This is a genomic window from Plantactinospora sonchi, assembly GCF_036422035.1.
In the GTDB taxonomy this organism is placed as follows: Bacteria; Actinomycetota; Actinomycetes; order Mycobacteriales; family Micromonosporaceae; genus Plantactinospora; species Plantactinospora sonchi.
In genome coordinates this window covers 17,534-41,917 of record NZ_JAZGQK010000025.1, presented here as the reverse complement: position 1 = coordinate 41,917, position 24,384 = coordinate 17,534, and the positions used below count along the sequence as shown (strand labels likewise).

25 protein-coding genes are annotated in these 24,384 nt (G+C 72.0%); 14 read left to right on the top strand and 11 right to left on the bottom strand.

Features of this window, described 5'->3' with window-relative positions; all coding sequences use genetic code 11:
• The first annotated feature begins 257 nt into the window (after positions 1–257).
• The 4 genes from V1633_RS26675 (at position 258) to V1633_RS26660 (ending at position 2,789) form a co-directional block, all read left to right on the top strand.
• The gene (locus V1633_RS26675; protein WP_331215686.1) at positions 258–908 is read left to right on the top strand and encodes a hypothetical protein; all 651 of its coding nucleotides are present in this window, start codon (positions 258–260) and stop codon (positions 906–908) included.
• Between the two features lie 363 nt (positions 909–1,271).
• Entirely contained in the window at positions 1,272–1,802 is a 531-nt protein-coding gene (locus V1633_RS26670; RefSeq protein ID WP_331215687.1) for a hypothetical protein, read from the top strand.
• Positions 1,803–1,863: 61 nt separating this feature from the next.
• Complete coding sequence (locus V1633_RS26665; RefSeq protein WP_331215688.1) at positions 1,864–2,256, top strand: DUF4260 family protein; 393 nt, start codon at positions 1,864–1,866, stop codon at positions 2,254–2,256.
• A 14-nt stretch (positions 2,257–2,270) separates the two neighbouring features.
• Entirely contained in the window at positions 2,271–2,789 is a 519-nt protein-coding gene (locus V1633_RS26660) for a nucleotidyltransferase domain-containing protein (protein ID WP_331215689.1), read from the top strand.
• On the opposite strand, the gene V1633_RS26655 is transcribed toward V1633_RS26660, so the two are convergent.
• The 6 genes from V1633_RS26655 to V1633_RS26630 all read right to left on the bottom strand — a co-directional run bounded on the left by V1633_RS26655 (position 2,786) and on the right by V1633_RS26630 (position 8,865).
• Positions 2,786–3,121 (bottom strand): winged helix-turn-helix domain-containing protein, encoded by a 336-nt coding sequence (locus tag V1633_RS26655; RefSeq protein WP_331215690.1) that lies wholly within the window; start codon positions 3,119–3,121, stop codon positions 2,786–2,788. The two genes, V1633_RS26660 and V1633_RS26655, sit on opposite strands and share 4 nt — an antisense overlap.
• Positions 3,118–3,570 carry a hypothetical protein gene (locus V1633_RS26650; protein ID WP_331215691.1) on the bottom strand — a complete coding sequence of 151 codons (453 nt, stop codon included), beginning with the start codon at positions 3,568–3,570 and terminating at the stop codon, positions 3,118–3,120. Before V1633_RS26650 ends, V1633_RS26655 begins: the two co-directional genes overlap by 4 nt.
• A 101-nt stretch (positions 3,571–3,671) precedes the next feature.
• Positions 3,672–6,062: an excinuclease ABC subunit UvrA gene (locus tag V1633_RS26645; RefSeq protein ID WP_331215692.1), complete on the bottom strand. Its 2,391-nt coding sequence runs from the start codon at positions 6,060–6,062 to the stop codon at positions 3,672–3,674.
• 388 nt (positions 6,063–6,450) lie between these two features.
• Entirely contained in the window at positions 6,451–6,918 is a 468-nt protein-coding gene (locus V1633_RS26640; RefSeq protein ID WP_331215693.1) for a hypothetical protein, read from the bottom strand.
• 119 nt (positions 6,919–7,037) lie between these two features.
• Positions 7,038–7,688, bottom strand: a complete 651-nt coding sequence (locus V1633_RS26635) for a hypothetical protein (protein ID WP_331215694.1) — start codon at positions 7,686–7,688, stop codon at positions 7,038–7,040.
• 25 nt (positions 7,689–7,713) lie between these two features.
• Entirely contained in the window at positions 7,714–8,865 is a 1,152-nt protein-coding gene (locus V1633_RS26630; protein WP_331215695.1) for a TetR/AcrR family transcriptional regulator, read from the bottom strand.
• A 152-nt stretch (positions 8,866–9,017) separates the two neighbouring features.
• Here V1633_RS26630 and V1633_RS26625 point away from each other — a divergent pair, with 152 nt between their 5' ends.
• Entirely contained in the window at positions 9,018–10,226 is a 1,209-nt protein-coding gene (locus tag V1633_RS26625; protein ID WP_331215696.1) for a cytochrome P450 family protein, read from the top strand.
• Between the two features lie 144 nt (positions 10,227–10,370).
• On the opposite strand, the gene V1633_RS26620 is transcribed toward V1633_RS26625, so the two are convergent.
• Complete coding sequence (locus V1633_RS26620) at positions 10,371–11,555, bottom strand: serine hydrolase domain-containing protein (RefSeq protein WP_331215697.1); 1,185 nt, start codon at positions 11,553–11,555, stop codon at positions 10,371–10,373.
• A gap of 189 nt (positions 11,556–11,744) precedes the next feature.
• On the opposite strand from V1633_RS26620, the gene V1633_RS26615 reads away from it, so the two are divergent.
• Together V1633_RS26615 and tuf are read left to right on the top strand one after the other, a co-directional pair.
• On the top strand, positions 11,745–11,909 hold the full coding sequence (locus V1633_RS26615) for a hypothetical protein (protein WP_331215698.1): 165 nt from the start codon (positions 11,745–11,747) through the stop codon (positions 11,907–11,909).
• A gap of 178 nt (positions 11,910–12,087) precedes the next feature.
• Positions 12,088–13,275 carry an elongation factor Tu gene (tuf, locus tag V1633_RS26610; protein WP_331215699.1) on the top strand — a complete coding sequence of 396 codons (1,188 nt, stop codon included), beginning with the start codon at positions 12,088–12,090 and terminating at the stop codon, positions 13,273–13,275.
• Here the strand turns inward: tuf and V1633_RS26605 are convergent.
• A complete protein-coding gene (locus V1633_RS26605; protein WP_331215700.1) occupies positions 13,256–14,308 on the bottom strand; it encodes an ArsR/SmtB family transcription factor in 1,053 nt (350 codons plus the stop codon). The two genes, tuf and V1633_RS26605, sit on opposite strands and share 20 nt — an antisense overlap.
• Positions 14,309–14,391: 83 nt before the next feature.
• Here V1633_RS26605 and V1633_RS26600 point away from each other — a divergent pair, with 83 nt between their 5' ends.
• From V1633_RS26600 to V1633_RS26585, 4 genes are all read left to right on the top strand, one after another.
• A complete protein-coding gene (locus tag V1633_RS26600; RefSeq protein ID WP_331215701.1) occupies positions 14,392–15,588 on the top strand; it encodes an MFS transporter in 1,197 nt (398 codons plus the stop codon).
• Positions 15,589–15,790: 202 nt separating this feature from the next.
• A complete protein-coding gene (locus V1633_RS26595) occupies positions 15,791–16,297 on the top strand; it encodes a hypothetical protein (protein WP_331215702.1) in 507 nt (168 codons plus the stop codon).
• 139 nt (positions 16,298–16,436) lie between these two features.
• Complete coding sequence (locus V1633_RS26590) at positions 16,437–17,843, top strand: class II 3-deoxy-7-phosphoheptulonate synthase (protein WP_331215703.1); 1,407 nt, start codon at positions 16,437–16,439, stop codon at positions 17,841–17,843.
• Positions 17,836–18,879, top strand: a complete 1,044-nt coding sequence (locus V1633_RS26585; protein ID WP_331215704.1) for a threonine aldolase family protein — start codon at positions 17,836–17,838, stop codon at positions 18,877–18,879. Before V1633_RS26590 ends, V1633_RS26585 begins: the two co-directional genes overlap by 8 nt.
• A 30-nt stretch (positions 18,880–18,909) precedes the next feature.
• Here V1633_RS26585 and V1633_RS26580 read toward each other — a convergent pair whose 3' ends face one another.
• From V1633_RS26580 to pknB, 3 genes are all read right to left on the bottom strand, one after another.
• Entirely contained in the window at positions 18,910–19,671 is a 762-nt protein-coding gene (locus V1633_RS26580; protein ID WP_331215705.1) for a M15 family metallopeptidase, read from the bottom strand.
• 171 nt (positions 19,672–19,842) lie between these two features.
• Positions 19,843–20,685: a deoxyribonuclease IV gene (locus tag V1633_RS26575; RefSeq protein WP_331215910.1), complete on the bottom strand. Its 843-nt coding sequence runs from the start codon at positions 20,683–20,685 to the stop codon at positions 19,843–19,845.
• 49 nt (positions 20,686–20,734) lie between these two features.
• On the bottom strand, positions 20,735–22,741 hold the full coding sequence (gene pknB, locus V1633_RS26570) for a Stk1 family PASTA domain-containing Ser/Thr kinase (RefSeq protein ID WP_331215706.1): 2,007 nt from the start codon (positions 22,739–22,741) through the stop codon (positions 20,735–20,737).
• 381 nt (positions 22,742–23,122) lie between these two features.
• Between pknB and V1633_RS26565 the strand changes: the two genes are divergently transcribed.
• From V1633_RS26565 to V1633_RS26555, 3 genes are read left to right on the top strand one after another with little or no spacing between them, the layout of a single operon-like run.
• Positions 23,123–23,488, top strand: coding sequence for an Rv2175c family DNA-binding protein (locus tag V1633_RS26565; RefSeq protein ID WP_331215707.1), 366 nt, complete (start codon positions 23,123–23,125; stop codon positions 23,486–23,488).
• Positions 23,489–23,503: 15 nt separating this feature from the next.
• On the top strand, positions 23,504–23,941 hold the full coding sequence (locus V1633_RS26560) for a lycopene cyclase domain-containing protein (RefSeq protein ID WP_331215708.1): 438 nt from the start codon (positions 23,504–23,506) through the stop codon (positions 23,939–23,941).
• Positions 23,938–24,363: a lycopene cyclase domain-containing protein gene (locus V1633_RS26555; RefSeq protein ID WP_331215709.1), complete on the top strand. Its 426-nt coding sequence runs from the start codon at positions 23,938–23,940 to the stop codon at positions 24,361–24,363. Before V1633_RS26560 ends, V1633_RS26555 begins: the two co-directional genes overlap by 4 nt.
• Positions 24,364–24,384 lie beyond the last annotated feature (21 nt).

Sequence of the window (24,384 nt, the reverse complement as noted above, 5' to 3'; positions counted from 1 at the left end):
GGCGGCGAGGTCATCTCCTATCCTCAGCCGCTGGATCATGCGACGGGGGAGGGATCGTGTCCGATCAACATTCAGCCGGCCCAGTGCCAGGTCAGCCGACGGGGCCGGCCGGGTCCGGCGACGAGCCGGCCGCTCCGGATGCTGGTCCAGCGGGCGGCGTGGCTCCGGACGCGGCTCCGCCGACGGCCGCCGGCCCGGGTGCTGGTCCGGGTGGCGACGCCCCCGGTGCCGCCCCACGGAAGCGAGGGCTGCGTGGCGTGCTTGTCGTCGCCCTGGTCGTCGTGCTGGCCTGCGCCGGTCTCTGCGGCATCGGACAGCTCGTCACCAACTTCCTGAACGCCGACGAGTGGGAGGGTCTGGGACAGCCGGTCGCTCCGTCCACTGTGCCCGCCTCCCCGAAGCCGACCTGGCAGCCGCCGAACGAGTTGGTGGACCCGCAGCCGGTGTTGCAGATCCGGCACCAGTTGGAGTCCTGGGTGCTCACCTCGGCGGGCGTGGCACGACCGATGCGGAGCAGCTGCGAGCGCCGTGACTTCACCGGCGAGCAGGCGACGACCTTCACCTGCACCGTCCGGTACGACGGGCAGGACGTCGTCTACACCATCACCGCCCGCCCCTCCGGCGGCAGCACCTTCGAGTGGGACGCAAAGGCCGACCAGACGCTCGTGACCCGGGAAGGGCTGCACGCGCTGCTGTACAGCCGGTTCGGCGGCAACGACGGCACCTGGGAAAACCTGCGGTGCGAGGAGTTCCCCGAGGTCGCGCTCGTACCGGCGGGCGAGCGGCTCGGCCAGGTCTGCTACGCCAGGCACAAGGACAGGATCAAGAGCGCCCGGATCATCATCACGCCCCAGGACCAGGCCGGGCCCTCGCTGGAGACCGAGTTCCAGGAGGAGGGCCTCCGCTGACCTCGTCGTACCGGCGGCGTTGGATCGGTGCCACTGACCGCACGGGCACCTGAATCCACTCGCGGTACCCTCGGCGCCCGACCTACGGTCGCCCGACCAGGTGGTCACCTGGCTGGCCGGCTCCGAACTGCGTGCGGCGGTCTCGGCCGCCCTTCTCGCCGCCGACGACGAGGAGACCCTGGAGATCCTGGCCGACCTCGACGAGCTGCTCGGCTGACCGGCACCTCAGCCGCCGCTCGACCCGATTCGACGGGATGTGAGTTTTCGCGGCCCACCCGGAGCATCGGGAAATCCGGTTCCATGAATCCCCGGTGGGGGAAGGAGGGAGCTCCGGCCGGGGCCGCGACGACGGGTGGAGGGACGATGCCGATGGAGGCGAACGGCGGATTCTGGGGACGTTCCGGGCCCACCGGGTGGGCCACCCGCTGGGTGTTCGGCACCGCGCTCGGCCAGGTGGTCTTCACCGGCACGACGCGGCTGGTGATGGCGGTGCTGATGGGCGCCGCCGTGGGCGGGCTCGCGGTCTGGCTCGTCCTGCGTCGCCGGTCCACCCGGCCCGGGTACGACAACACCGCGACCGCCGGATCCTCCGGCCGCGCCGGTCGGCGGGTACGCCGTCACCACGGTTCCATCCCGAACCCGGCCTACCGGTTGAGCCAGCCGCATCCGGGTGCCGTCCGGGGCCGGTCGATGTTCTCGCCGCGCGCCCGCTCCGCCCCGCTCCGGACCCAGCCGGTCCGCTCCGCTCCGGATCCGACCCGCCGGCCCACGACCGGTCCAGTCACCGGGTCCGGTACGGGCACCACGGTCGCCGGGGGCAGGGCACCACGGGCGGGACGTACCCGGGTGCCCGACGTGACGTCGACGCCGGGCTCGGGCGACCGTCGAGGATGACCAGCGGATAAACTCTGATCCTCGTACCGGGCACGTCCGCAGACGTGGGGAGGGGCCGGCGATGGATCCCGTCCGGGTGCAACGGGTCGAGTCAGCCGCGGTGGCGGCGCTGGTTGTCGTGGTGACCGTCGCCGTCGGGTACGCGTGGTGGTGGCTGCTCGCCCTGTTCCTGCTCTTCGATCTCTCCATGCTCGGCTACCTGCGGGGCCCCCGCCTCGGCGCCCTCTGCTACAACCTCGGGCACTCCTATCTGCTGCCGGCGCTGCTCGGCGCGGTGGCGGTGCTGGCGGCCGTGCTCGGCGATCCGGTCGACTGGCTCGGGGTGCTCGCCACCGCATGGGCGTTCCACATCGCCGTGGACCGGGCTCTCGGCTACGGCCTCAAGACGACCGAGGGTTTCCCGCACACCCATCTCGGTCTCATCGGCCCGGCACGACGGGACCGGACGGAGTGAGTGGCGGCCCCGGCATGCATGCCGTGGAGGTGCACCGGGTGCTGGACGCCCTTGACGAGGCTGGTTGCCCGGCCTGGATCGCCGGTGGCTGGGGCGTCGACGCCCTGGTCGGCGAACAGACCCGGCCGCACCGTGACCTGGACCTGGCGATCTCCGCCGACCGGGAGGCCGCCGCGCTGGACGCGCTCGGCCAACTCGGCTACCTCCTCGAGACCGACTGGCGTCCGGTCCGGGTCGAGGTCGTCGCGCCCGGCCGGGGCTGGGTGGACCTGCATCCGGTGGTCTTCGACGAGTCGGGTGACGGTCGGCAGGCCGGCCTTGACGGCGGCTACTTCGACTACCCGAGGGACTGCCTTGTCACCGGAGTTGTCGCCGGCCGGCAGGTGAACTGCCTCTCCGTCGCCCAGCAGTTGCGTTTCCACAGCGGCTACGAGCCGCGCGACGTCGACCGGGCGGATCTGGCTCTGCTGCACGGGCTCGCCGCGTCGTCAGGCCGGCCGCCGTTCGGTGACCGGGCACGACCATCGGCCTAGGGTCGTTTCTGCCGGTCGACCTCGGCGGTGGGGGCCGACGGCACGCCGCTGACCAGTTGACGCAGTGCCTCGACGTGGCCGTCGAAGGCGGTACGGCCGTGCGGGGTCAGGGTGACCAGGGTTCGACGTCGGCGCCCGGCGCCTTCCTTGCGGATCTTGGCGTATCCGGCCTCGGTGAGGGTCGAGACCTGTTTGGAGAGTGCGGAGTCGGAGAGGTCGAGGCTCTCCTTGAGGAAACTGAACTCGGCCCAGTCGGTCGCCGCCAGGAGGGCCATCAGGCCCAGCCGGGTCGGCGGGTGGATCAGTTCGTCGAAGCCGGCGGGTGTGCTCATGCCGTCTTCCGGCGCAGCAGTGCCCGGTACAGCGGCTCGACGGCCGCCATGTAGGCGACGAGCAGCGCGCCGATCAGGGTGTTACCCAGTGGCAGGTCGATCTGATCGAACAGCCACATGCCGCCGTAGGCGAGGCCGCCGGTGATCGCCGCGAGGCTGCCGATGACCGCCCAGAACCGGCCGGTCAGCTGGGACCGGTGCAGGGTCGCCCGGCTGCGCTGGCCGGCGCGGGTGAAGCAGGTCAGCGCGCCCACCATGGCCACGCCGAACAGGGTCATCCGCAGTGCCGGCGAGGCGGGCAGGTCCATCGCCGCGAAGCCGGCGAGCATCGCGGCCATGCCGGTGGCGTCCCAGCCCCGGTGCCGGCCCCGGGACGCGCCGTCGATGACCTGGTTACGACGTTTGGCGATCTCCGCGAGGCTGGCCTGGGCGTCTTCGATCTGGGTCATCTGGATCCTCCGTAGGTTTGACTTGCCTAGCAGGAAAGTTAACACTTCACTTTCCCGCTAGGCAAGTCAAACTCGGGGCGGCTCCGCCCCACGGCGTCCGGTCAGCTGCCGACGTAGTCCGCGAGGTGCTCGCCGGTGAGGGTCGAGCGGGCGGCGACAAGGTCGGCGGGGGTGCCCTCGAAGACGATGCGGCCGCCGTCGTGGCCGGCGCCGGGGCCGAGGTCGATGATCCAGTCGGCGTGTGCCATGACCGCCTGGTGGTGCTCGATGACGATGACCGACTTGCCGGAGTCGACGAGTCGGTCGAGCAGGCCGAGCAGTTGCTCGACGTCGGCGAGGTGCAGGCCGGTGGTCGGCTCGTCGAGGACGTAGACGCCGCCCTTCTCGGCCATCCGGGTGGCCAGTTTGAGCCGCTGCCGCTCGCCGCCGGAGAGGGTGGTGAGCGGCTGGCCGAGGCTGAGGTAGCCGAGCCCGACGTCGGCGAGCCGGTCGAGGATGGCGTGCGCGGCCGGCGTACGCGCCTCGCCGGCACCGAAGAACTCCTTGGCCTCGGTCACCGACATCCCGAGCACCTCGCTGATGTCACGGCCGCCGAGGTGGTACTCCAGCACCGACGCCTGGAACCGCTTGCCCTCGCACTCCTCGCAGGTGGTGGCGACGCCGGCCATCATCGCCAGGTCAAGGTAGATGACGCCGGCACCGTTGCAGGTGGGGCAGGCGCCCTCGGAGTTGGCGCTGAACAACGCCGGCTTCACGCCGTTGGCCTTCGCGAACGCCTTGCGGATCGGGTCGAGCAACCCGGTGTACGTCGCCGGGTTGCTCCGCCGCGAGCCACGGATCGCGCCCTGGTCGATCGCCACCACCCCGTCCCGGGTCGAGACCGAGCCGTGGATCAGTGAACTCTTGCCCGAGCCCGCCACCCCGGTCACCACCACAAGCACCCCCAGCGGAATGTCGACGTCGACATTCCGCAGGTTGTGCGCTGTCGCACCACGGATCGGCAGTTGGCCGGTCGGCTTCCGGACGCTCTCCTTGAGGACGGCCCGGTCGTCGAGATGACGCCCGGTGAGGGTGCCGCTGGCCCGCAGCCCCTCGACGCTGCCCTCGAAAACGACCTCGCCGCCCGCGACGCCGGCACCGGGGCCGAGGTCGACGACGTGGTCGGCGATCGCGATCGCCTCCGGCTTGTGCTCGACCACGAGCACCGTGTTGCCCTTGTCCCGCAGCCGCAGCAGCAGGTCGTTCATCCGCTGGATGTCGTGGGGGTGCAGACCGATGGTGGGCTCGTCGAAGACGTAGGTGACGTCGGTGAGCGAGGAGCCGAGGTGCCGAATCAGCTTGGTGCGCTGCGCCTCGCCACCCGACAGCGTGCCCGATGGCCGCTCGAGCGAGAGGTAGCCGAGCCCGATCTCCACGAACGAGTCGAGGGTCCGCTGCAGCGCGGTGAGCAGCGGTGCCACCGACGGCTCGTCGAGGCCGCGCACCCAGTCCGCCAGGTCGCTGATCTGCATCGCGCAGGCGTCGGCGATGTTGATGCCCTTGATCTTCGAGGACCGGGCGGCCTCGCTGAGCCGGCTGCCGTCGCACTCGGGGCAGGTGGTGAACGTGACCGCCCGCTCCACGAACGCCCGGATATGCGGCTGCATCGCGTCGACGTCCTTGGACAGGAACGACTTCTGGATCTTCGGGATCAGACCCTCGTACGTCAGGTTGATGCCGTCAACCTTGATCTTGGTTGGCTCCTTGTGGAGCAGGTCGTTGAGTTCCTTCTTCGTGAACCTGCGGATCGGCTTGTCCGGGTCGAAGAAGCCGCAGCCGCTGAAGATGCGGCCGTACCAGCCGTCGACGCTGTAGCCGGGGATGGTGATCGCACCCTCGTTGAGCGACTTGCTGTCGTCGTAGAGCGCGGACAGGTCGAAGTCGGTCACCGAGCCGAGGCCCTCACAGCGCGGACACATGCCGCCGGTGATGCTGAAGCTGCGACGCTCCTTCACGGTCTGCCCGGAGCGCTCCATGGTGACCGCACCCGCGCCACTGATCGAGGCGACGTTGAAGGAAAACGCCTGGGCCGAGCCGATGTGCGGCTGACCGAGCCGGCTGAAGAGGATGCGCAGCATCGCGTTGGTGTCGGTCACGGTGCCGACGGTGGAGCGGACGTTGGCGCCCATCCGCTCCTGGTCGACGATGATCGCGGTGGTCAGCCCCTCGAGTACGTCCACCTCGGGCCGCGCCAGCGTCGGCATGAAACCCTGCAGGAAGGCGCTGTACGTCTCGTTGATCATCCGCTGCGACTCGGCGGCGATCGTGCCGAACACCAGTGAACTCTTGCCCGAGCCGGAGACGCCGGTGAACACCGTCAACCGGCGCTTCGGGATCTCGACGCTGACGTCCTTGAGGTTGTTCTCACGCGCGCCCTGCACGCGGATCAGATCGTGGTTGTCGGCAACGTGCAGCGCGGGCGACTGCGGGTCCGTCCTCGTGGACGTGCTCATCGTGTCTCCATCTGTTACGCGGGAACGCCGTCCGGTCCCTGCCGGCGTCACCTGGCTCGATCTGGCCAGCTTCGAGCAACATGTTCGGTTCTTCGGTGGTGGTGCGGTCGCGGCAACGGTCCGCCGTCCACCTGATCGGCGGCCCGGCCCGGAATGGTGCGACGTCCGTCCGGGCCGATGGCCGCCGTCGCCACGTTCCGGGCAGGAACCAAGGTATACACGCCGCTGCGCCCCGTGCCGCCCCTGGGACCCGGCCACGCCGGTCACGCTAGACGCGATCCGGGGGTCGGCGCTTCTTGATTCCTGACCGGTCCGGCCGGCTGTCGCGCCGGGGCCGGCATCCCCGGCGTCGTACGCCCGACACGCCGGGTCATGGGGTGCCCGGGGGTCAGCTGACCGCCGTGGTGGTGGTGGCGGCGGCCGTCGAGTCCCACATGGTGATCACCACGCCGAGGACGAAGAGCTGCACCGGCAGCGGCAGACCCGGCAGATCGGCGGTGACGTCCCCGCGCCAGGAGTTGCTCCGCTTCACCGACCCGACCCGCTGGCCGTCGGCCTGCAACTCCTGCTCGTTGCCCCAGAACGAGGTGCGCCGGAAGTGGTACGTCCGGCCGTCCGCCTCGACCGTCCACTGCTTGCGGCCCACCCGGTCGGCGGTCGCCACGGTCGTGTCGTTCGCGTCCAGCAGGGTGTAGCGGCTGCCCCAGGTGTTGCTGCGCACCTGGTAGCTCTCCCCGCCGAGGGTGAAGTTCCCGCCGCTGCGCCACATGCTCGGCTCCCAGGTCGCGACCGCCACGCCGTCGGCGCTGACCTCGTACCGGTTTCGCCAGATGCTGGGTTTGCGGGCCTGCAACATGGCGTCAGACTAGCCCCGTCCCGCAAAGAGCCCTTTCCGAGCCGGATTCTGTTTCCGACCGTCGGCCGGCCCGCCGACGGTCGTCGGGGCGGTCGGGCGACCCGCTCGTGTCACACCCGTCAGCCGGCGACAGCGATCCAGGTGGCCCGCGCCCGGGCCAGCGCGGTGCCGTCCGGGCCGTACAACGTGCTGTGCACGAGCGCCTTGCGGCCCTGGGCGGCGGCCAGGGCACCGCGTACCACGCACCGTTCACCGGCGGCCGGCACCAGATCCAGCTGTACGGCGATCCGTCCCAGCACGTACGGCCGGCCTGCCTCGATGATCGCCCAACCGCCCGGGCAGTCCAGCGCGGCCCAGACGGTCGCGGCCGAGACGTCGTCCGGCACGGTCCAGGGCGCGGCGGTGCTGCCGTCCGCCAACCGACCGGGAAAGATCCGCAGCCCGTCGGCGCGTTCCGGGCCGCAGACGTAGCAGGTGGGAAAGGGGTGGTCGGTGAAGCCGGGATAGCGGGCGGCGGCCTCGACGGCTTCGGCGTACCCGGTCGGCGGGACCAGGGTGGTGATCTCGTCGGCCGGGCCGACCTCGGCCACGACGGCGCCGTCCGGCCCCCGGACCTGCCCGTCGAGCAGCGACAGCGCAGTGTCCAGCGGGGGTGGCCGCCGCAGGGTGACCTCGCGGTGTGTGTCGCCGGCCGGGCCGGCGAAGAGGCCGGCGGAGTAGCCGCCGTTGCCCGAGTCCGGTGGGCCGTTGAAACGGGCCGGGATGATCATCTGGAGTCTCCGGGGTACGTGGGCGTCATGGTCTCCGCCGTCCATGGGCGGTGTCGGATGCCGGTCCGTCGGCGGGGCCGGGCGGCTCGGCGGAGGCGGCGGCGTGGCAGGCGCCGTAGCCCTCGGCCCGGGCGACGATCCGACCCGCCCGGATCCGGAGGGCGGATTCGGTGGCGTCGCTGACCACGGGTACGCCGGCAGCCGCCGCCACGGCGCCGGTGGGATCCTGGACGACCTGCAACCGTGGCCACGCCGCGGTGGGGAAGGCCTGGCGCAGGCAGTCGCGGAGTTCGGCGACGGTCAGCCGGGCCAGTGGGGTCAGCTCGGCCGGGGCCTGGGTGACCAGGACGACGGTGACGTCGTCGTCGGGCGGTGCGGCCCGGACCGCCTCCTCGACGGCCGCGACGCGGTGCAGCCCCAGGATCGCCAGCACACCGTCGCCGTCGAGCCGGGCCGGGGTGCCCCGGACCGTGTCGACCGCCGCCGGTGGGGACCAGGGCTCGTCGACCGGCCGTGCCGGCGTGACGTACGGCAGGTGTACCGGCTCCCACCGGTCATCGAGATCGAGGTCGGCGAGCTGGGCGCAGGCGGCGGTGACGGTGAACGGCTCGACGAAGCCGGGCGCGGCGGCGGCCAGCTGGCTCGCGCCGTACAGGGTGGTCAGTGCGGTCTCGGCGACCCGGACCCGGCGACGATCGCCGCCTGCGGTCGGCGTGTCGCGCTGTCGCGGGTCGGGCAGCTGTTCCAGGGCGAGCCCGAGCAGCACCGCGTTCAGCTTCACCAGCTGTGCGAACGGCTGGCGGACCCGCTCGTCGGCGAGGATCTCCGGCACCAGGTCCCGGCCGAGTCGGGCGGCGCTGCGCGGTTCCTCGGTGGCGAGGGGGAGCCGGGCGACCCAGGCCCGGGCGAACGCCTCCAGCGCCTCCCGTGGGGTGCTGCCGGGCGTCGGGGCCGACGGCGGTACGACGCGTTCGGCGTCCTCGGCGAGCACCGCGAAGTAGAGGGCCCGTTTGCCGGGGAAGTTGGAGTAGACGGCGCCCCGGGTCAGTTCGGCCCGTTCGGCGATGTCGTCGATGCGGGCCTCCCGGAAACCCCGTTCGGTGAACTCCTCCCGGGCGGCGGCCAGCACCCGGGCCCGGTTGCGTTCCTGCGTCTCCGCGCGGGTGAGCCGAGCCATCGTTCCTCCTCGCACCGGTGACGTCGACTGTCCGCGATCGCCCCGCCGGGTGGTGTCGCCCGTCGGCCGGTTGCCCGGTGTCGCCTGCACAAGATACCTTCGGCACTCAGATGATAGGACCATCTGATCGTGGCATCTGAAATGAGGAGTCCATGACCGACGTCAGCCCCGGACCACACGCGGTACCCGAACTCGACCTCGCCGACCCGGAGGTGCTGCGCGACCCGTTCGGCGCGTACGGGCGGATCCGGGAGACGGCACCGGTGGCCCGGCTGGTCACCCCCGGATTCGGGGCACTACTGGCCCTGACCAGGTACGCCGACGCCCGGGTCATGCTCACCGACCCGCGCTTCGCCCTCGCCGCCCACAGCTACCTGCGGCCCGAGGTGCCGGAACACTGCCAGCCGTACCTGCGGACCATGGGGGAGATGGACGGACCGGAGCACGTCCGGTTGCGTCGACTGGTGTCACCCGCGTTCAGCGCACGCCGCGCCGCCGAGTTCCGGCCCCGGATCGAACGGATCGTCGACAGACTCCTCGACGAGTTGGCCGCGTACGCCGAGGACGGCGCGGTCGACCTGCTGCGGCACTTCGCCGGGCCGCTGCCGATGGACGTGATCTGCGAACTGGTCGGCGTACCGGAGTCCGACCGGGCCCGCTGGCGGGAGTACGGGGCCGCCGTCACGGCCGGCCACGGGGAGCGGTTCGCCGAGGCGATCCCGGGCATCATCGACGGCGCCCGGGCGACCGTGGCGAGCCGGACCCTCGTACCCGACGAGGACCTGGTCTCCCGGCTCATCCAGATCCGGGCCGAGGACGGCGACCGGCTCACCGAAACCGAACTGGTCACCCTGGTCTGGCACCTGGTGCTCGCCGGGCAGACCCCGACCAACCTGCTCGCCAACGCGGTGGAGACCCTGCTGCGGCACCCCGACCAGCTCGCCGTGCTGCGGGCCGACCCCGACCTGATGCCCGGGGCGGTGGAGGAACTGACCCGCTGGTGCGGGCCGCAGTTGCTCACGGTGCCCCGCTTCCCGAGCGAGGACGTCGAGGTCGCGGGCGTACGGATCGGCAGGGGGGAGCCGGTTACCGCCGCGCTGGTCGCGGTGAACCGGGATCCACGGGTCTTCACCGACCCGGAGCGGCTCGACCTGACCCGCCCACCCGGCCCGCCCGGACATCTCGGGTACGGCCACGGTCCGCACTTCTGCCTCGGCGCGCCCCTGGCCCGGGTGCAGGTCGAGGTGGCGCTCGCCGCGCTGCTGCGCCGGTTCCCCGGCGTCGGTGTCGCGGCGCCGCCGGAACGGATGCCGGACCCGGGCACCTGGCGGCTCGCCTCGCTGCGGCTGACCCTCGGCTGAGCACACCCGGCCGACCGTCTTCCGTCCCCGCCCAGCCCGTGGTCTGTGGCCCACCCGCCCGGGCGCCCCGTCCCGACCACGGGGCGACCCCGGACGGCCGCTGGTGGGCCGGCCGGGGTCGCCCCTGGTCGGGTGCTCCGGAAATCAGCCGCAGAGCGCGGTGTCGAGCGCGGCGAGCAGGTGTTCCACCTCGGCCAGGTCGGTCGGCAGCCGGGTGGCCGCGATGGTGGCCGCCCGGCCGTCGTCGGTCACCGCGTTGACCGTGGAGTACCCGAAGATGTTGCCGCCGTGTCCCCAGGCGAGGCCGCCGCAGCTCATCGGGGTGCTCTGCAGGCCGAGCCCGTACCGGGAGCCGGGCAGCGGGCCGGGGGCGTCGACGGTGTCGCGCATCTGCCGGAGCTGTCCGGGTCCGAGGAGTTCGCCGCCGAGCAGTGCGGTGAAGAACCGGTTCAGGTCACTCGGGGTGGCGACCACCTGCCCGGCGGCCCAGCCCATCGACGGGTCCATCACGGTCACGTCGGTCAGCGGCTGCTCCGGGCGGTCCCGGTGGTAGCCGTTCGGATGCGGTCGACGTACCTCCTGGTCGCCGACGTTCGGGAAGTAGGTGTGCCGCAGCCCGAGCGGCGTGATGATCCGGTTGGTGATCTCCTCCCGTACCGGACGGCCGGTGACCCTCTCCACCAGCAGGCCCGCGACCACGTAGTTGGTGTTGCTGTACGCGAACGTCCCGCCCGGCTCGTCGGTCGCCTGCTGGGACAGCCCCATGTCCAGCAGCTCCCGGGGCTGGACGTAGCGGTGCCGGATCAGCTCGTACGTCTCCGGCAGCAGAGCGGTGTAGTTCGGCAGGCCGCTGGTGTGCTGCAACAGCTGCCGTACGGTGATCCGCCGACCGTCGACGCCGTCACCCCGGACCAGTCCCGGCAGGTACGTCTCGACCGGCTCGTCCAGCCCGATCCGCCCCTCGCCGACGAGTTGCAGCACCACGACCGCCAGGTACGTCTTGGTGTTGCTGCCGATCCGGACGTACCCGTCGGTCGGCACCTTCGCCCGGGTCCGCAGGTCGGCGACGCCGGCCGTGTAGTGGCGGACCCGTCCGTCCCGTTCCCGTACCGAGGCGAGGGCGGCCGGGAAGTCGTCGGCCCGGACCAACTCGTCCAGGCTCCGCTGTACGGCGTCCCGGTGTCGCGGTGCGGTGTCCTCGCGGCCCGGACCGGCCTGCGCCGTCGTCGTCGCCGGTCCGGTCGCGACCGCGACGGTGCCCAGTACGGCGAGCGTGGCCACCACGCCGAGCCAGCGGTGGATGCGGGATCTCTTCTGCTGATCGGTCATGCATCGAACGTTATGGAACGACCCCGGTGCGGATCGATGGTGCGTACCCGTCTCCCTGAGGTGTAGCTGGATGCACCCAAGGAGCCGCGTTGCCCCGGGCACCGTCCAAGCCGTGCCGGGGTGCCGTGCCGACCCGGGCACGGGGAATATCGGTGTCGCTCATCGGCGTTCTCGCCTAACGTGATCGCCATGTACGGCACGGTTGGGTTCGCGCGGCCCGCAGGATTCCTCCTGCAGGGCCCCACCGCCGTGTCCCTGGCGGCGGGTTCCCTGGCCGCGCTGCTGATCCAGCCCGGACGTCTGGCTGCGCTGCTGATCCAGCCCGGACGACTGGATACCGGCGCGCGAGGCTGACCCTCCTCCCGCACCAGCAGAACCCACGGAGGAGGGTGGCCCGGATTCCGGTGCCGCCCGTTCGTACGTCTTCCAGCACCGGATGCGCGGTTCTGGCGCGGTTTCTCTTCCCCAGCGGTGTGGCAGCCGCCCGCGCTCGTCGTCCGCCGACACACTATCCACAAAGGACAGTCGGATCATGGCCAAGAGCCAGTTCATCAGGACCAAGCCGCATCTCAACATCGGCACGATGGGGCACGTCGACCACGGCAAGACCACCCTCACCGCCGCGATCACCAAGGTGCTCGCCGACCGGGACCCGTCGGTCAACCGGTTCGTCGCCTTCGACGGCATCGACCGGGCGCCGGAGGAGGTCGCCCGGGGCATCACCATCACCATCGCGCACGTCGAGTACGAGACCGCGACCCGGCACTACGCGCACGTCGACATGCCCGGACACGCCGACTACGTGAAGAACATGATCACGGGCGCGGCGCAGGTCGACGGGGCGATCCTGGTCGTCTCGGCGCTCGACGGTGCGATGCCGCAGACCCGGGAGCACGTGCTGCTCGCCCAGCGGGTCGGGGTGCCGTACCTGGTGGTGGCGCTGAACAAGGCCGACGCCGTGGACGACCCCGAACTGCTCGACCTGGTCGAACTGGAGGTACGGGAGCTGGTCAGCGAGTACGGCTTCCCCGGCGACGAGGTGCCGGTGGTGCGGGTCTCCGCGCTGCGGGCCCTGGAGGGCGACCCGCACTGGGTGCAGTCCGTCGCCGACCTGCTCGACGCCGTCGACCGGTACGTCCCGGTGCCGCCCCGGATCCTGGACCGGCCGTTCCTGATGCCGATCGAGAACGTGCTGACCATCTCGGGTCGGGGAACCGTGGTGACCGGTGCGATCGAGCAGGGCTGCCTCCGGGCCGGAGAACCGGTCGAGGTGGTGGGTCTGGCGCCGACACTGGGCACCGTCGCCATCGGGCTGGAGACGTTCGGCCGCTCGTTGGAGACCGCCCAGGCCGGCGACAACGCGGCCGTACTGCTCCGTGGGGTGAAGCGTGACCAGGTGCAGCGGGGTCAGGTGGTGGCCGCGCCGGGCAGTGTCACGCCGCACCGGCGGTTCACCGCCCAGCTCCACGCGCTGACCGCCGCCGAAGGTGGCCGGCGCACCCCGTTCCACGCCAACTACCGGCCGCAGTTCTACTTCCGTACCACCGACGTGGTCGGCACCGTCGACCTCGGCGACCTCCCGCAGGTCAACCCCGGTGACACGGTGACGCTCACCGTCGAGCTCGGCAAGCCGATCGCGATGGACGTCGGGCTCGGCTTCGCGGTCCGCGAGGGCGGCCGTACGGTGGCGGCCGGCACCGTCACCGAACTCCTCGACTGAGGTGCAAGGAGGGGGCCCTTCCTATCGTTTCTTGTACAGGAAGGGCCCCCTCCTGACCGGTGTGCCGGCCGGGGCGCTGCAACGCGACCAGCCGGTCACCGTCCTCGGTGCGGTAGTAGAGGACGTACCGGCCCGACCGTCTGCGCTGGACGAGGCGGGCGTCCAGCAGCACCCTGAGGTGACCACCCACCGATCCCAGGCCGTACCCGGTCAACGCGACGAGCTGGGTGGGGCTCCGCGGTGATTCCAACCGGGTGAGGATGTCCGCCCGGACCGGACCGAGCAGCCGGGTCAGGGCCCGGGGCGGGGTACGCCGGACCGGTTCGGCCAGGATGCCGGAGCACGGGTACACCACCGTGTGCCGGAAGGGCGCGTCGGAGCCGACCCAGCCCCGGGGTGACGTACTGGGGATGAAGAACAGTGGCGCGCCGCTGACGTCCTGCGGCGGATGGTCGTACGTGTTGATCTGAAGCTGCCCGCCGCCCAGCCACCGCATCCCCGGTCGCATCCCGTCCAGGGTGGCCGCCCAGCCGCCGGAGCTCAATCGCTGGGTCCGCGACACGATGTCGGCCTGGAACAGCCGTTGACGGCGCGGCCAGTCCGGTTCGATGGTCCGCGTCCACACCCAGGCGAGCAGTTCGGCGGCCCGGTCCGACAGGTCCGGCCCGCACAGTTCGGGCGGCAGCGCCGCGCCGCGCAGCCCGGTCGCCAGATCAGCCCGGGCGACCTCCGGCGGCGTGGCGCGGACCCGTTCGAGTTCGCCCCGGAACGTGCCGTCGACGTCGGTCGGCGGCGTGCTCAGGAAGTCCGGCAGCCACCGTGGCGGAAACGCCGCCTTGACGAACGCCGCGGTGAACGGGTCGGCGGCCAGCCGGGCCCGGTAGGCGGGCAGCTGGGCGGTGACCCAGGCCCGCTGGCCGGGCAGGGTCGGATGCCCGCCGAGCTGCTTGAGCGCCGCGACGGTCTCGATCAGTGGTGAGACGGCGAAACTGCTTCTCGCCAGTACGTCCGCGCCGATCCGCCAGACCCCCACGCCCGCCTCCCGGTCGACCCGCGCGTTTTCACGTCCAGCCGAAAACCTACCGGCGCGGAAGATCGTCCTCCGACACTGCCGGCATGCGTACCTATCGTGAACTGTTCCAGGTTCCGGAGTTCCGGCCGCTCTTCCTGGTGGTGTCCGCCCAGATCGCCGGGAGCACCGTCAACGGGCTCGCCCTCGGCACGCTGGTCTACGCCGGCACAGGGTCGCCGCTGCTGGCCGCGCTGAGCCTGTTCGGACCCTCGTTCGCGCAGGTCGTCGGCGCCACGACCCTGCTGTCGACGGCCGACCGGGTGCCGCCGCGCGCCGCGCTGGTCACGATCGCGCTCCTCCTCGGGACGAGCGTCCTCGTCCTGGCCACACCCGGGATGCCGATCTGGGGGATGTTCGTGGTGATCGGCTTCATGGGACTGGTCAGTTCGATGGGCGGCGGTGTCCGGTGGGGTCTGCTCGGCGAGATCCTGCCCGAGGGCGGCTACCTGCTCGGTCGCTCGGTGTTGAACATGTCCGTCGGTGCCATGCAGATCAGCGGTTTCGCCCTGGGCGGTGCGCTGCTGACCGTCGCCAGCCCTCGACGGGTGCTGCTGATCGGCGCCACGCTGCATCTCACCGCCGCGATCGTCGCCCGGTTCGGGCTCACCCGCCGCGCGCCGCGCGCCCTCGGTCGGCCGTCGGTCCGGCAGACCTGGCGGGTGAACGTCACGCTCTGGTCGGAGCCCGCCCGCCGGTACGTCTACCTCGCGCTGTGGCTGCCGAACGGGCTGGTCGTCGGCTGCGAGGCGCTCTTCATCCCGTACGCCCCCGGGACCGCCGGGGTGCTGTTCATGTCCGGGGCGCTCGGGATGCTGGCCGGCGACACCGTGAGGGGCAGGTTCCTGCCCCCGCACTGGCGGTCGCGTCTGGTCACCCCGCTGCAACTGCTGCTCGGTGTGCCGTACCTGCTGTTCGCCCTGCCGCTTCCGCTGCCGGTCGCGGCGCTCGCGGTCGCCGCCGCCTCGGCCGGCTTCGGCGGTGGGGTGCTGCTCCAGCAGCGGCTGGTCGATCTGACCCCGGTCGACGTCCGGGGGCAGGTACTCGGCCTGCACTCCTCGGGCATGTTGACCATGCAGGCGGTCGCGGCGACGGTGGCGGGCGCTCTCGCCCAGTGGATGTCGGCATCCGGCGCGATGGTGACGATGGCCGCGTTGTCCCTGCTGGTCACGCTGCTGCTCCGGCCGAAGCTCCGACCCCGCCCGTCGGTCGCCGCCCGGCCGGTCGACCCGGTGGTCGTGTGACGTCGACCCGGCGGCCGGCCGACCCGCTGGCGCCCACGTCGGACCTGCCGGGACGGCGACACCGGCTCCTGCCGGGACGGCGACACCGGCTCCGGCTCCTGCCGGGACGGCCGGACCCGCTCCGGGGCGATGTGCCAGACTCCCCGTTTCACTAGTCTGTGGAGCCTGTCCGGTCCGGGGAGCCTGTCCGGGAGGGAGAGCGATGCGCGTCGAGCGACAGCGGGTGGCCGTCCTGGCCGCCGTCCTGGCGGTCGTGCCACTGGGTCTGACCGGCTGCGGCCTGGTCGACTCGCCCCGACGGGCCCCGGAGAAGGCGGTGACGACAACAACCCCGGCCGTCGAGAACGGGGCGGAACGGGCCCGGGCGCGGGTGCAGGCGTACCTCGACGCGATGAAGGCGAAGAGTGTCGACGCCGGGCGCGCGCAGCTCTGCGCCCCGCTGCACGACGCCTTCGACGCGGCCGCGACCACCCCGAACGGAGACTTCGCCGCGCACTTCACCGTCTCCGGGACGGAGATCGTCGACGTCCGGGCCGTCGGCGCCGACCAGGAGGTCAGCACCTCCGTCACGGTGAAGGTGGGCGACCGGACCAGCTCGATAAAGATCCTCTTTACGGTGGCCCGGGCCGACGGTCAGTGGTGCATCGCACGGGAGGTGCCCGGCGGGCACAGTCCGACCCCGACCGGCGCTGCCACGCCGACGGGCTGAGCTGTCGGATTCGTCACGGACGGCCCATTGAGTTCGTACGGGCGGGCTGTCGGGTTCGTCACGGACGGTGGAACTCCCACGAAGCGGACCGGGCCGACCTCGGGCGGTTGCCGACGTCGGCTCGCCGTACGCTTGCCGCATGCGCCAAGAGTGGCATCAACTGAGCTACCCCGCGGTGGGAAGTACCGCGCTGCAGACCAGTCGTCCCACCGTCGACTCGGCCGAGGACGCGGCCCTCGGGTTGGACCGGTGGCGTGACCTCCCGCGAGCTCAGACGCCACCCTGGCCCGACCCGGCCGTGGTCGACGAGGTCAGCAAGGTCCTGCAGAACGTTCCGTCGGTCGTCGCACCCTACGAGGTCGACCAGCTCCGGCGGCGGCTGGCCCTGGTATGCGAGGGTCGGGCGTTCCTGCTGCAGGGTGGCGACTGCGCCGAGACCTTCGTCGACAACACCGAGAGCCACCTGCTGGCCAACGCCCGCACGCTGCTGCAGATGGCGGTGGTGCTGACGTACGGGGCGTCGTTGCCGGTGGTCAAGGTGGCCCGGGTCGCCGGGCAGTACACCAAGCCGCGCTCCCTGCCGACCGACGCGCGCGGGCTGCCGGCGTACCGGGGCGACATGATCAATTCGCTCGATCCGGTGGCCGAGGCCCGGGTCGCCGACCCGCAGCGGATGATCCGGGCGTACGCCAACTCGGCCGCCGCGATGAACATGCTCCGGGCGTACCTCGCCGGTGGCCTGGCCGACCTGCACGCGGTGCACGACTGGAACAAGGACTTCGTCCGCAACTCCCCGGCGGGTGAGCGCTACGAGGCGATCGCCCGGGAGATCGACCGGGCTCTCGCGTTCATCAGGGCCTGCGGGATGACCGACGAGGAGGCACTGCGCACCGTCACCCTCTACTGCTCGCACGAGGCGCTCGCCCTGGAGTACGACCGCGCGCTGACCCGGGTCTCCGACAGCCGGGCGTACGGACTCTCCGGGCACTTCCTCTGGATCGGCGAGCGGACCCGGCAGCTCGACGGCGCGCACATCGACTTCATCTCCCGGATCGCCAACCCCATCGGGGTCAAGCTCGGGCCCACCACCACCCCGGACGAGGCGATCGAGCTCTGCGAGAAGCTCAACCCGGACAACGTCCCCGGCCGGCTCACCCTGATCAGTCGGATGGGCAACAAGCTGGTCCGCGACGTACTGCCGCCGATCGTGTCGAAGGTCACCGCCTCCGGCGCCAAGGTCGTCTGGCAGTGCGACCCGATGCACGGCAACACCCACGAGTCGTCGAACGGCTACAAGACCCGGCATTTCGACCGGATCGTCGACGAGGTGCTCGGCTACTTCGAGGTGCACCGGGGCCTGGACACCCACCCCGGCGGCCTGCACGTCGAGTTGACCGGCGAGGATGTCACCGAGTGCCTCGGCGGTGCCCAGGCGATCGAGGACATCCACCTGCCGGACCGCTACGAGACCGCCTGCGACCCCCGACTCAACACCCAGCAATCACTTGAACTGGCCTTCCTGGTAGCGGAGATGCTTCGTGGCTGACCAAGACGCTGTCCCTCCGGTCGACCTGCGGTCCGACACCGTCACCCGGCCCACCGCCGGGATGCGGGCGGCGATGGCCGAGGCCGAGGTCGGCGACGACGTGTACGGCGAGGACCCGACCGTCAACGCGCTCGAGGCCGAGGTCGCGGCGCTCTTCGGACACGAGGCGGCACTCTTCGCCCCGACCGGTTCGATGGCCAACCAGATCGCCCTGCAACTGCTCGTGCCACCCGGCAGTGAACTGCTCGTCGACGCCGACGCGCACGTGGTGACGTACGAGGTCGGGGCCGCCGCCGCGTACGGCGGTATCTCCTCGCGGACCTGGCCCGCCGTCGGCGCCGACATCGACCCGGACCTGGTCGCGTCGATGATCCGGCCGGACGGTTACCACGCGGTGCCGACCCGGGCGATCGCGGTCGAACAGACCCACAACCGGGGCGGCGGCGGTGTGATCCCGCTCGCCACCCTCCGCGAACTGCGCCGGGTCGCCGACGAGGCCGGCCTCGGCCTGCACTGCGACGGCGCCCGGATCTGGCACGCGCACGTCGCCGACGGGGTGCCGCTGGCCAGCTACGGCGAACTTTTCGACACCATGTCGGTCTGCCTGTCCAAGGGGCTCGGCGCCCCGGTCGGCTCGCTGGTGCTGGGCAGCGCGGAGAAGATCGCGCGGGCCCGGGTGGTCCGCAAGCGGATGGGCGGCGGCATGCGCCAGGTCGGTGTGCTCGCCGCCGCCGGCCGGTACGCCCTCCGGCACCACATCGACCGGCTCGCCGAGGACCACGTCCGGGCGGCCCGGCTCGCCGAGGCGCTCGCCCCGTTCGGGGTGCTGGCCGGTCCGGTGACGACCAACATCGTGCCGCTCGACCTCACCAAGTGCGGATTCGACGCCCCCGCGCTGGGCGCGGCCGCCCGGGCCCGGGGTGTTCTCGTCTCGGTCCTCGGTCCGCGTACCGGACGGCTGGTCACCCATCACGACCTGGACGACGCCGGGGTGGAGCGGGCGGTCGAGGTGCTCACCGAGATCTTCCGGGGCTGACCGGTCGAGGCGTGCCGGGGCGGTGGCCGGTCAGCCGCCGTGCTGACTGAAGTGCTGGTGGTCGGGTGAGCGGAACTCGCCGCCCCAGTGCCATCCGACCGCCGCGAACGCCTCGACCAGCGTGCCGCCCGGGACCGCCATCCCGGGCCGGTCGTCGGCGCGATCGGTGTACGCCGTACCGGCCGGTGGCAGCACCCGGCCGTCGATCAGGTACGGGTTCTCCACCGGGTTGACGTCGATCGCCGCCCCGTACGCGTGCACCGACCACTTGGCCGGGCCGGTCGAGACCGCCTGACGGCAGTTGAAGCCGGAGGTGTTGTCGTCGGCCATCGACCTGTCGTCACTACCGCCGTACGTGTCGACGGGCTGGATCCGGCGGATCGGGAAGTGCGCCCGGTACAGGGTACGGAAGATCGTGATCACGTCGGCGACGACCGACTCGTGTACGACGATCGTGCCGACCTGCGGCTGGTCGTCGAAATCCCGGTAGCTGAGCCGTACGCGTCGAAGCTGGTCCGGCCCGACCGGGCAGCCGGGCCGCCAGCTCTGACCGAGGTCGGCGGCGGTGACGGGGGTGATCTCGGACACGAAGGCGGGTTCGAGCGTGGTGGCGGTCGTGCCGTTGCGCCCGGGGCCGGGGGAGGCCGGTGACCCGGCGGAGACCGTTCCGTCCCGCCCGGTGCCCGACCCGGCCCCGCAACCCGCCAGCGCCAGTCCGGGCAAGAGCAGCGTGAGCAGGGCACAGTACGACCATCGGCGCCGGATGGCGGGCAGTGGTCGGAGGCGTCGCATCGCGGCCACGGTACGCCCCGACCACGCTCCGTTCACCCTGGGCGCCGGTCGGACGTGGCCCGGGTCATCCCGCCCGGCGTCCGGTGCCGGGTGTCCGACGCCCGCAGCGGGCCGAAGTCTGCCGCGCGGTCCCGGCGCCCCTGGCCTACCTGCCCGAGCTCAGGGGCCGGGTCAGGGGCGGAGTCGTTTGAGCGTGCTGATGTCGTCGGCGTGCCCGAAATGCTGCTCGGTCGGCGTTTCGACGATCACCGGCACACCCGCGGTCGCCGGATGAGCCAGCAGTTCGGCGAACGGGGCCTCCCCGATCGCGCCCTTGCCGATCGTCTCGTGCCGGTCCCGGGTCGAGCCGCACGGATCCCGCGAGTCGTTGGCGTGCAGCAGCCACAGCCGCTCCGCGCCGACCGCGGTGACCAGGGCGTCCAGGGCTTCGGTCATGCCGCCCTCGCGGGCCAGGTCATGGCCGGCGGCCCAGGCGTGGCAGGTGTCGAAACAGACGCCGAGCCACGGATGCCGGTCGACCGCGTCGAGGTAGGGCCCGAGGTGCTCCACCCGGGAAGCCAGCGACCGCCCCCCGCCGGCACTCGGCTCCACCAGCAGTTTCGGGCCACCTGCGGCGGAGGTGGAGTCGAGCAGCGGCAGCAACGCCTCCCGGACCTGGCGCATGGCCGCGTCGGCGTGACCGGCGTCGACCGAGCTGCCGGCGTGGAAGACCACTCCGGTCGCGCCGATCGCGGTGCCTCGGGCCAGCGCGTGTGCCAGCGTCGCCACCGAGCGTTCCACGGTGGCCGGGGTGGGGGAGCCGAGGTTCGTCAGGAGCGACGCGTGGATGTAGACCGGAACGCCCCGTTCGGCGCAACCGGCCAGGAACGCGGCGTCCTGGGCCGGGTCGCCGGGCGGCAGCGCCCAGCCACGCGAGTTGCCGACGTAGACCTGGACCGCTTCCGAGCCGGCGGCGTCGACGTACGGCAGCGCGGCCCGGGCCAGCCCGCCGGAGGTCGGAGTGTGCGATCCGATGGGCCGGCTCGGCCGGGCGGCAGCCGGGGGAGAAGAGTTCGGGGTCGGGTCAGAAACAGGTGATGGCAACTTGGGATCCTGGTGGTACCGGAGTGTTCGGACCGGGGTTCTGCGACCGGACCGGTCCGTTCGGGTTGATCTGCAGCCCACCGACGGTGAGCCCCAGCCCCTCCAGGATCTGCCTCGCCTGCGGACATGGCAAGTTCATCACCGAGGGCACGGCGACCAGCGGCGGGCCATTGCTGACCTTGACCGTGACCTTGGCACCCGCCTCGACACCGGCCCCGTCCTGCGGACTCTGCGAGAGCACCTCGTCCTTCGGCTTGTCGGAGTCCTGCGGCTCGACGACGATCTGCAGGCCGAGTTGCTGCAGGATCGTCCGCGCCTCGTTGACGTTCTTGCCGATCAGGACCGGCACCGTGATCGGCGCCCGGCCCTTGCTCACCGTGACGGTGATCTCATCGCCCGCCTTGACCTCGGCACCGACCTCGGGCTTGACCGAGATCACGACGCCTTCCTCCAGGTTGTCGTCGTACCGGTCGGGGCCGCGTTTCATCCGGAGCCCGGCATCCTCAAGATCGAGCTGGGCCAGTTCCAGCGACTTGCCGACCACGTCGGGAACCGGGAAGCGTTCCGGGCCGAGCGAGAGGGTCAGGGTGATGGTGCCGCCCCGGACGATCCGTTCGTCCGAGCCCGGGTCCTGGGCCAGCACCGCGTCCTTGGGGACCTGCTCGCTGTAGCGGGGCTCGGTGAACTCGACCGTGAAACCGGCCCGGTCGGCGCGGGACTGCGCGTCCGTGCCGGCCAGGTTCACCAGGTTCGGCGTGGCGGTGTAGCGGCCCGCCCCGAACCACCAGCCGACCCCGGCGATGACCAGGATGACCGCCAGCGCGGCGGCACCGACCGCGATCCGGCCGCCGCGGTCGGCCAGCAGCCGGTCGCGCAGGTCCGCGAACCGCCCGGCGAGCCCGGTGGGCGGCGGCGCGGCCCGTCGACGGTGCGGCGCGGGCCGCTCCCGCTGCTGGTCCGGCAGCCGGGCCCAGGACGGCCGTTCGGTGGGCTGGACCGCCGCGACCACCATGGTGGGCTGCTGCACCGCCATGGTCGGCTGCTCCGCCGGCTGGATCTGGCGCAGAATCGTCGTGTTGGCGTTGGCCATGGTGCCGAGATCGTCCCGGACCACCTGCACCTCCGCCTGCAGCGCGCCCGCGTCGGTCGGCCGGGCGCCCGGGTCGCGCCGGGTCGCCCGGACCACCAGCTCGTCGAGGACCGGCGGCAGGCCGGGAACCAGCGTGGAGGGGCGCGGCACGTCGCGGTCGACGTGTTGCCAGGCGACGTCGACGGCACGGTCACCGTCGTACGGGACCCGGCCGGTGAGCATCTCGAAGAGCACGATCCCGGCGGCGTAGACGTCCGTGCGCGGATCGGCCCGTCCGTCGGTGACCAGTTCCGGTGCCACGTACGCGACGGTGGCCATCAGCTGGTTGGCGCCGTCGGTCTCGGAACTCGCCTCGACCGCCCGGGCCAGCCCGAAGTCGGCCACCTTGACGACGCTGTCGACCAGGTTCGCCATACCGCCGCTCGGTGCCTCGGCGACCAGTACGTTCTCGGGCTTGACGTCCCGGTGGACCAGGCCGGCGCGGTGGGCGGCGGCGATCGCGGCGAGCATCTGCTCCATGATCGCCAGCGCCTCGCTCGGGTTGAGCCGGCCGCGTTCGGCGAGGATCTCTCGCAGCGTCCGCCCGCGCACGTACTCCATGACGAGGTACGGCAGGCGGGCGTGCGTGCCCTGGTCGTAGACGGCGACCACGTTGGGGTGGGTCAGCCGGGCGATCGTCTTGGCCTCGTCGGTGAACCGTTCGAGGAAGCCGGCGAGCTGCACCTGCGGCGCGTTGGCCTGGTTCGGGTGAATGATCTTTATTGCCACGATGCGGTCGAGGCGCTCGTCGATCGCCGTGTACACGGTCGCCATCCCGCCCCGGGCCACACGCGCGCGGATGCGGTAACGCCCGTCGATGAGCGAGTTCAGCAGTGTGTCGGCGACCTGTATGTCCATCGGCAGGCAGTCTATGTCTCCAGAGGGTGGCGGCAGAACAGGATGCCACAGCCGACACCGAACGGAAATCCGGAGGTGCGATTACGGACAGTTCGGGCTGGCTTTCCGGGACACTCCGGACAACCTGGTTCCGACCCTCCGCAGCGACCGGCCCCACCCTCCGGCACGGCCCGGTCCGCTACTCCGCGCCAGCCCGGTCCGCTACTCCGCGCCAGCCCGGTCCGCTACTCCGCGAAGGGCCGGCCCCGACCCGCCCGCGAGGCGGTCGGGCCCTCCGAGACAGCTGGTTCCGGCCCTCCGGGGCGGCCGGCCCCGACACTCCGGGCCGGCGGTCCGGGAGCCGTCTGGGATCGGTCGGCAGCCACGTGGCAAGGTGATCGGGTGACCGAATCCGTACCCGCCGACGCGCAGCCGACCGAACCGACCGGTTGGCTGGCCCTCCCGGACGTGGCCGAGCGTCTTGAGGTGTCGATCAGCAAGGTGCACCAGATGATCCGCGACCGGGAGCTGCTCGCGGTCCGTCGGGACGGCGTCCGGGTCGTCCCGGCCGAACTGGTGGCCAACCAGACCGTACGCAAGCACCTGCCCGGCATCCTCACCCTGCTGCACGACGCCGGGTACAGCGACGAGGCCGCGCTGCGCTGGCTCTACCTGCCTGACGAGACCCTGCCGGGGACCCCGGCCGACGCCCTCGGCGACCACCGGGCCCGGGAGGTCAAACGGCGGGCCCAGGCGACGGGGTTCTGAGACGGCCTCGCGCCGATGGGACACCTCGGCTATCTGGCGGTGCTCGCCGGCTGCCTCGGCTGCGCGCTGTGGCTGGAGCCGGTGCTGCGGGTGAACGTGCTGCGCCGCTGGCGGCGTCTGCTGCTCACCCTGCTGCCGGTGGTCGTGGTCTTCGTGCTCTGGGACCTGGCGGCGATCGCCGCCGGACACTGGACGTTCGACCCGGAGCAGATCACCGGCGTTCTGCTGCCCGGCGGCCTGCCGCTGGACGAGGTGCTCTTTTTTGTCGTCGTACCGGTCTGCGCCATCCTTGGGTTCGAGGCGGTCCGGGCCGTACGACGCTGGCCGGCCGGGGACGAGCCTCCCCAGCCTGAGCCGCTTCCGGACGAGCCGCTGCGGGGCGGGCCTCCCTGGAGCGGGCCCCTGCGCCACGAGGCGTCCCGGGACGGACCGTCGCGGGGCGGGGCGCGGTGAGCTACACGGCGGCGGTGCTGCTCGGGGTGGCCGGCGTACTGCTGGTCGACCTCGTCGTACTGCGTACGAGGTTGGTGCTGCGGCCGGTCTTCTGGGCGACGTACCCGATCATCGTCTTCTTCCAGTTGGTCTCCAACGGCATCCTGACCGGCCGGCGCATCGTGCGGTACGACCCGGACGCGATCATCGGCTGGCGGCTGGTGTACGCGCCGGTGGAGGACCTGCTGTTCGGCTTCGCCCTGGTCCTGCTCACCCTGACCGTCTGGGTCCGGCTGGGCCGGGCCGGCGTACAACGTGGCCCGGTGGCGGGCGAGGGCGCGCCCCCGCCGTGGCTGCCCTTCCTGCGCCGGCGGGGCACCGGAGGCGGAGGGTCGCCGCCGGACCCGCCACGGCCCGGCTCCGCAGGTCGGGAAGTGCCGTGAGATGCCGGGGCGCCCGGGCCG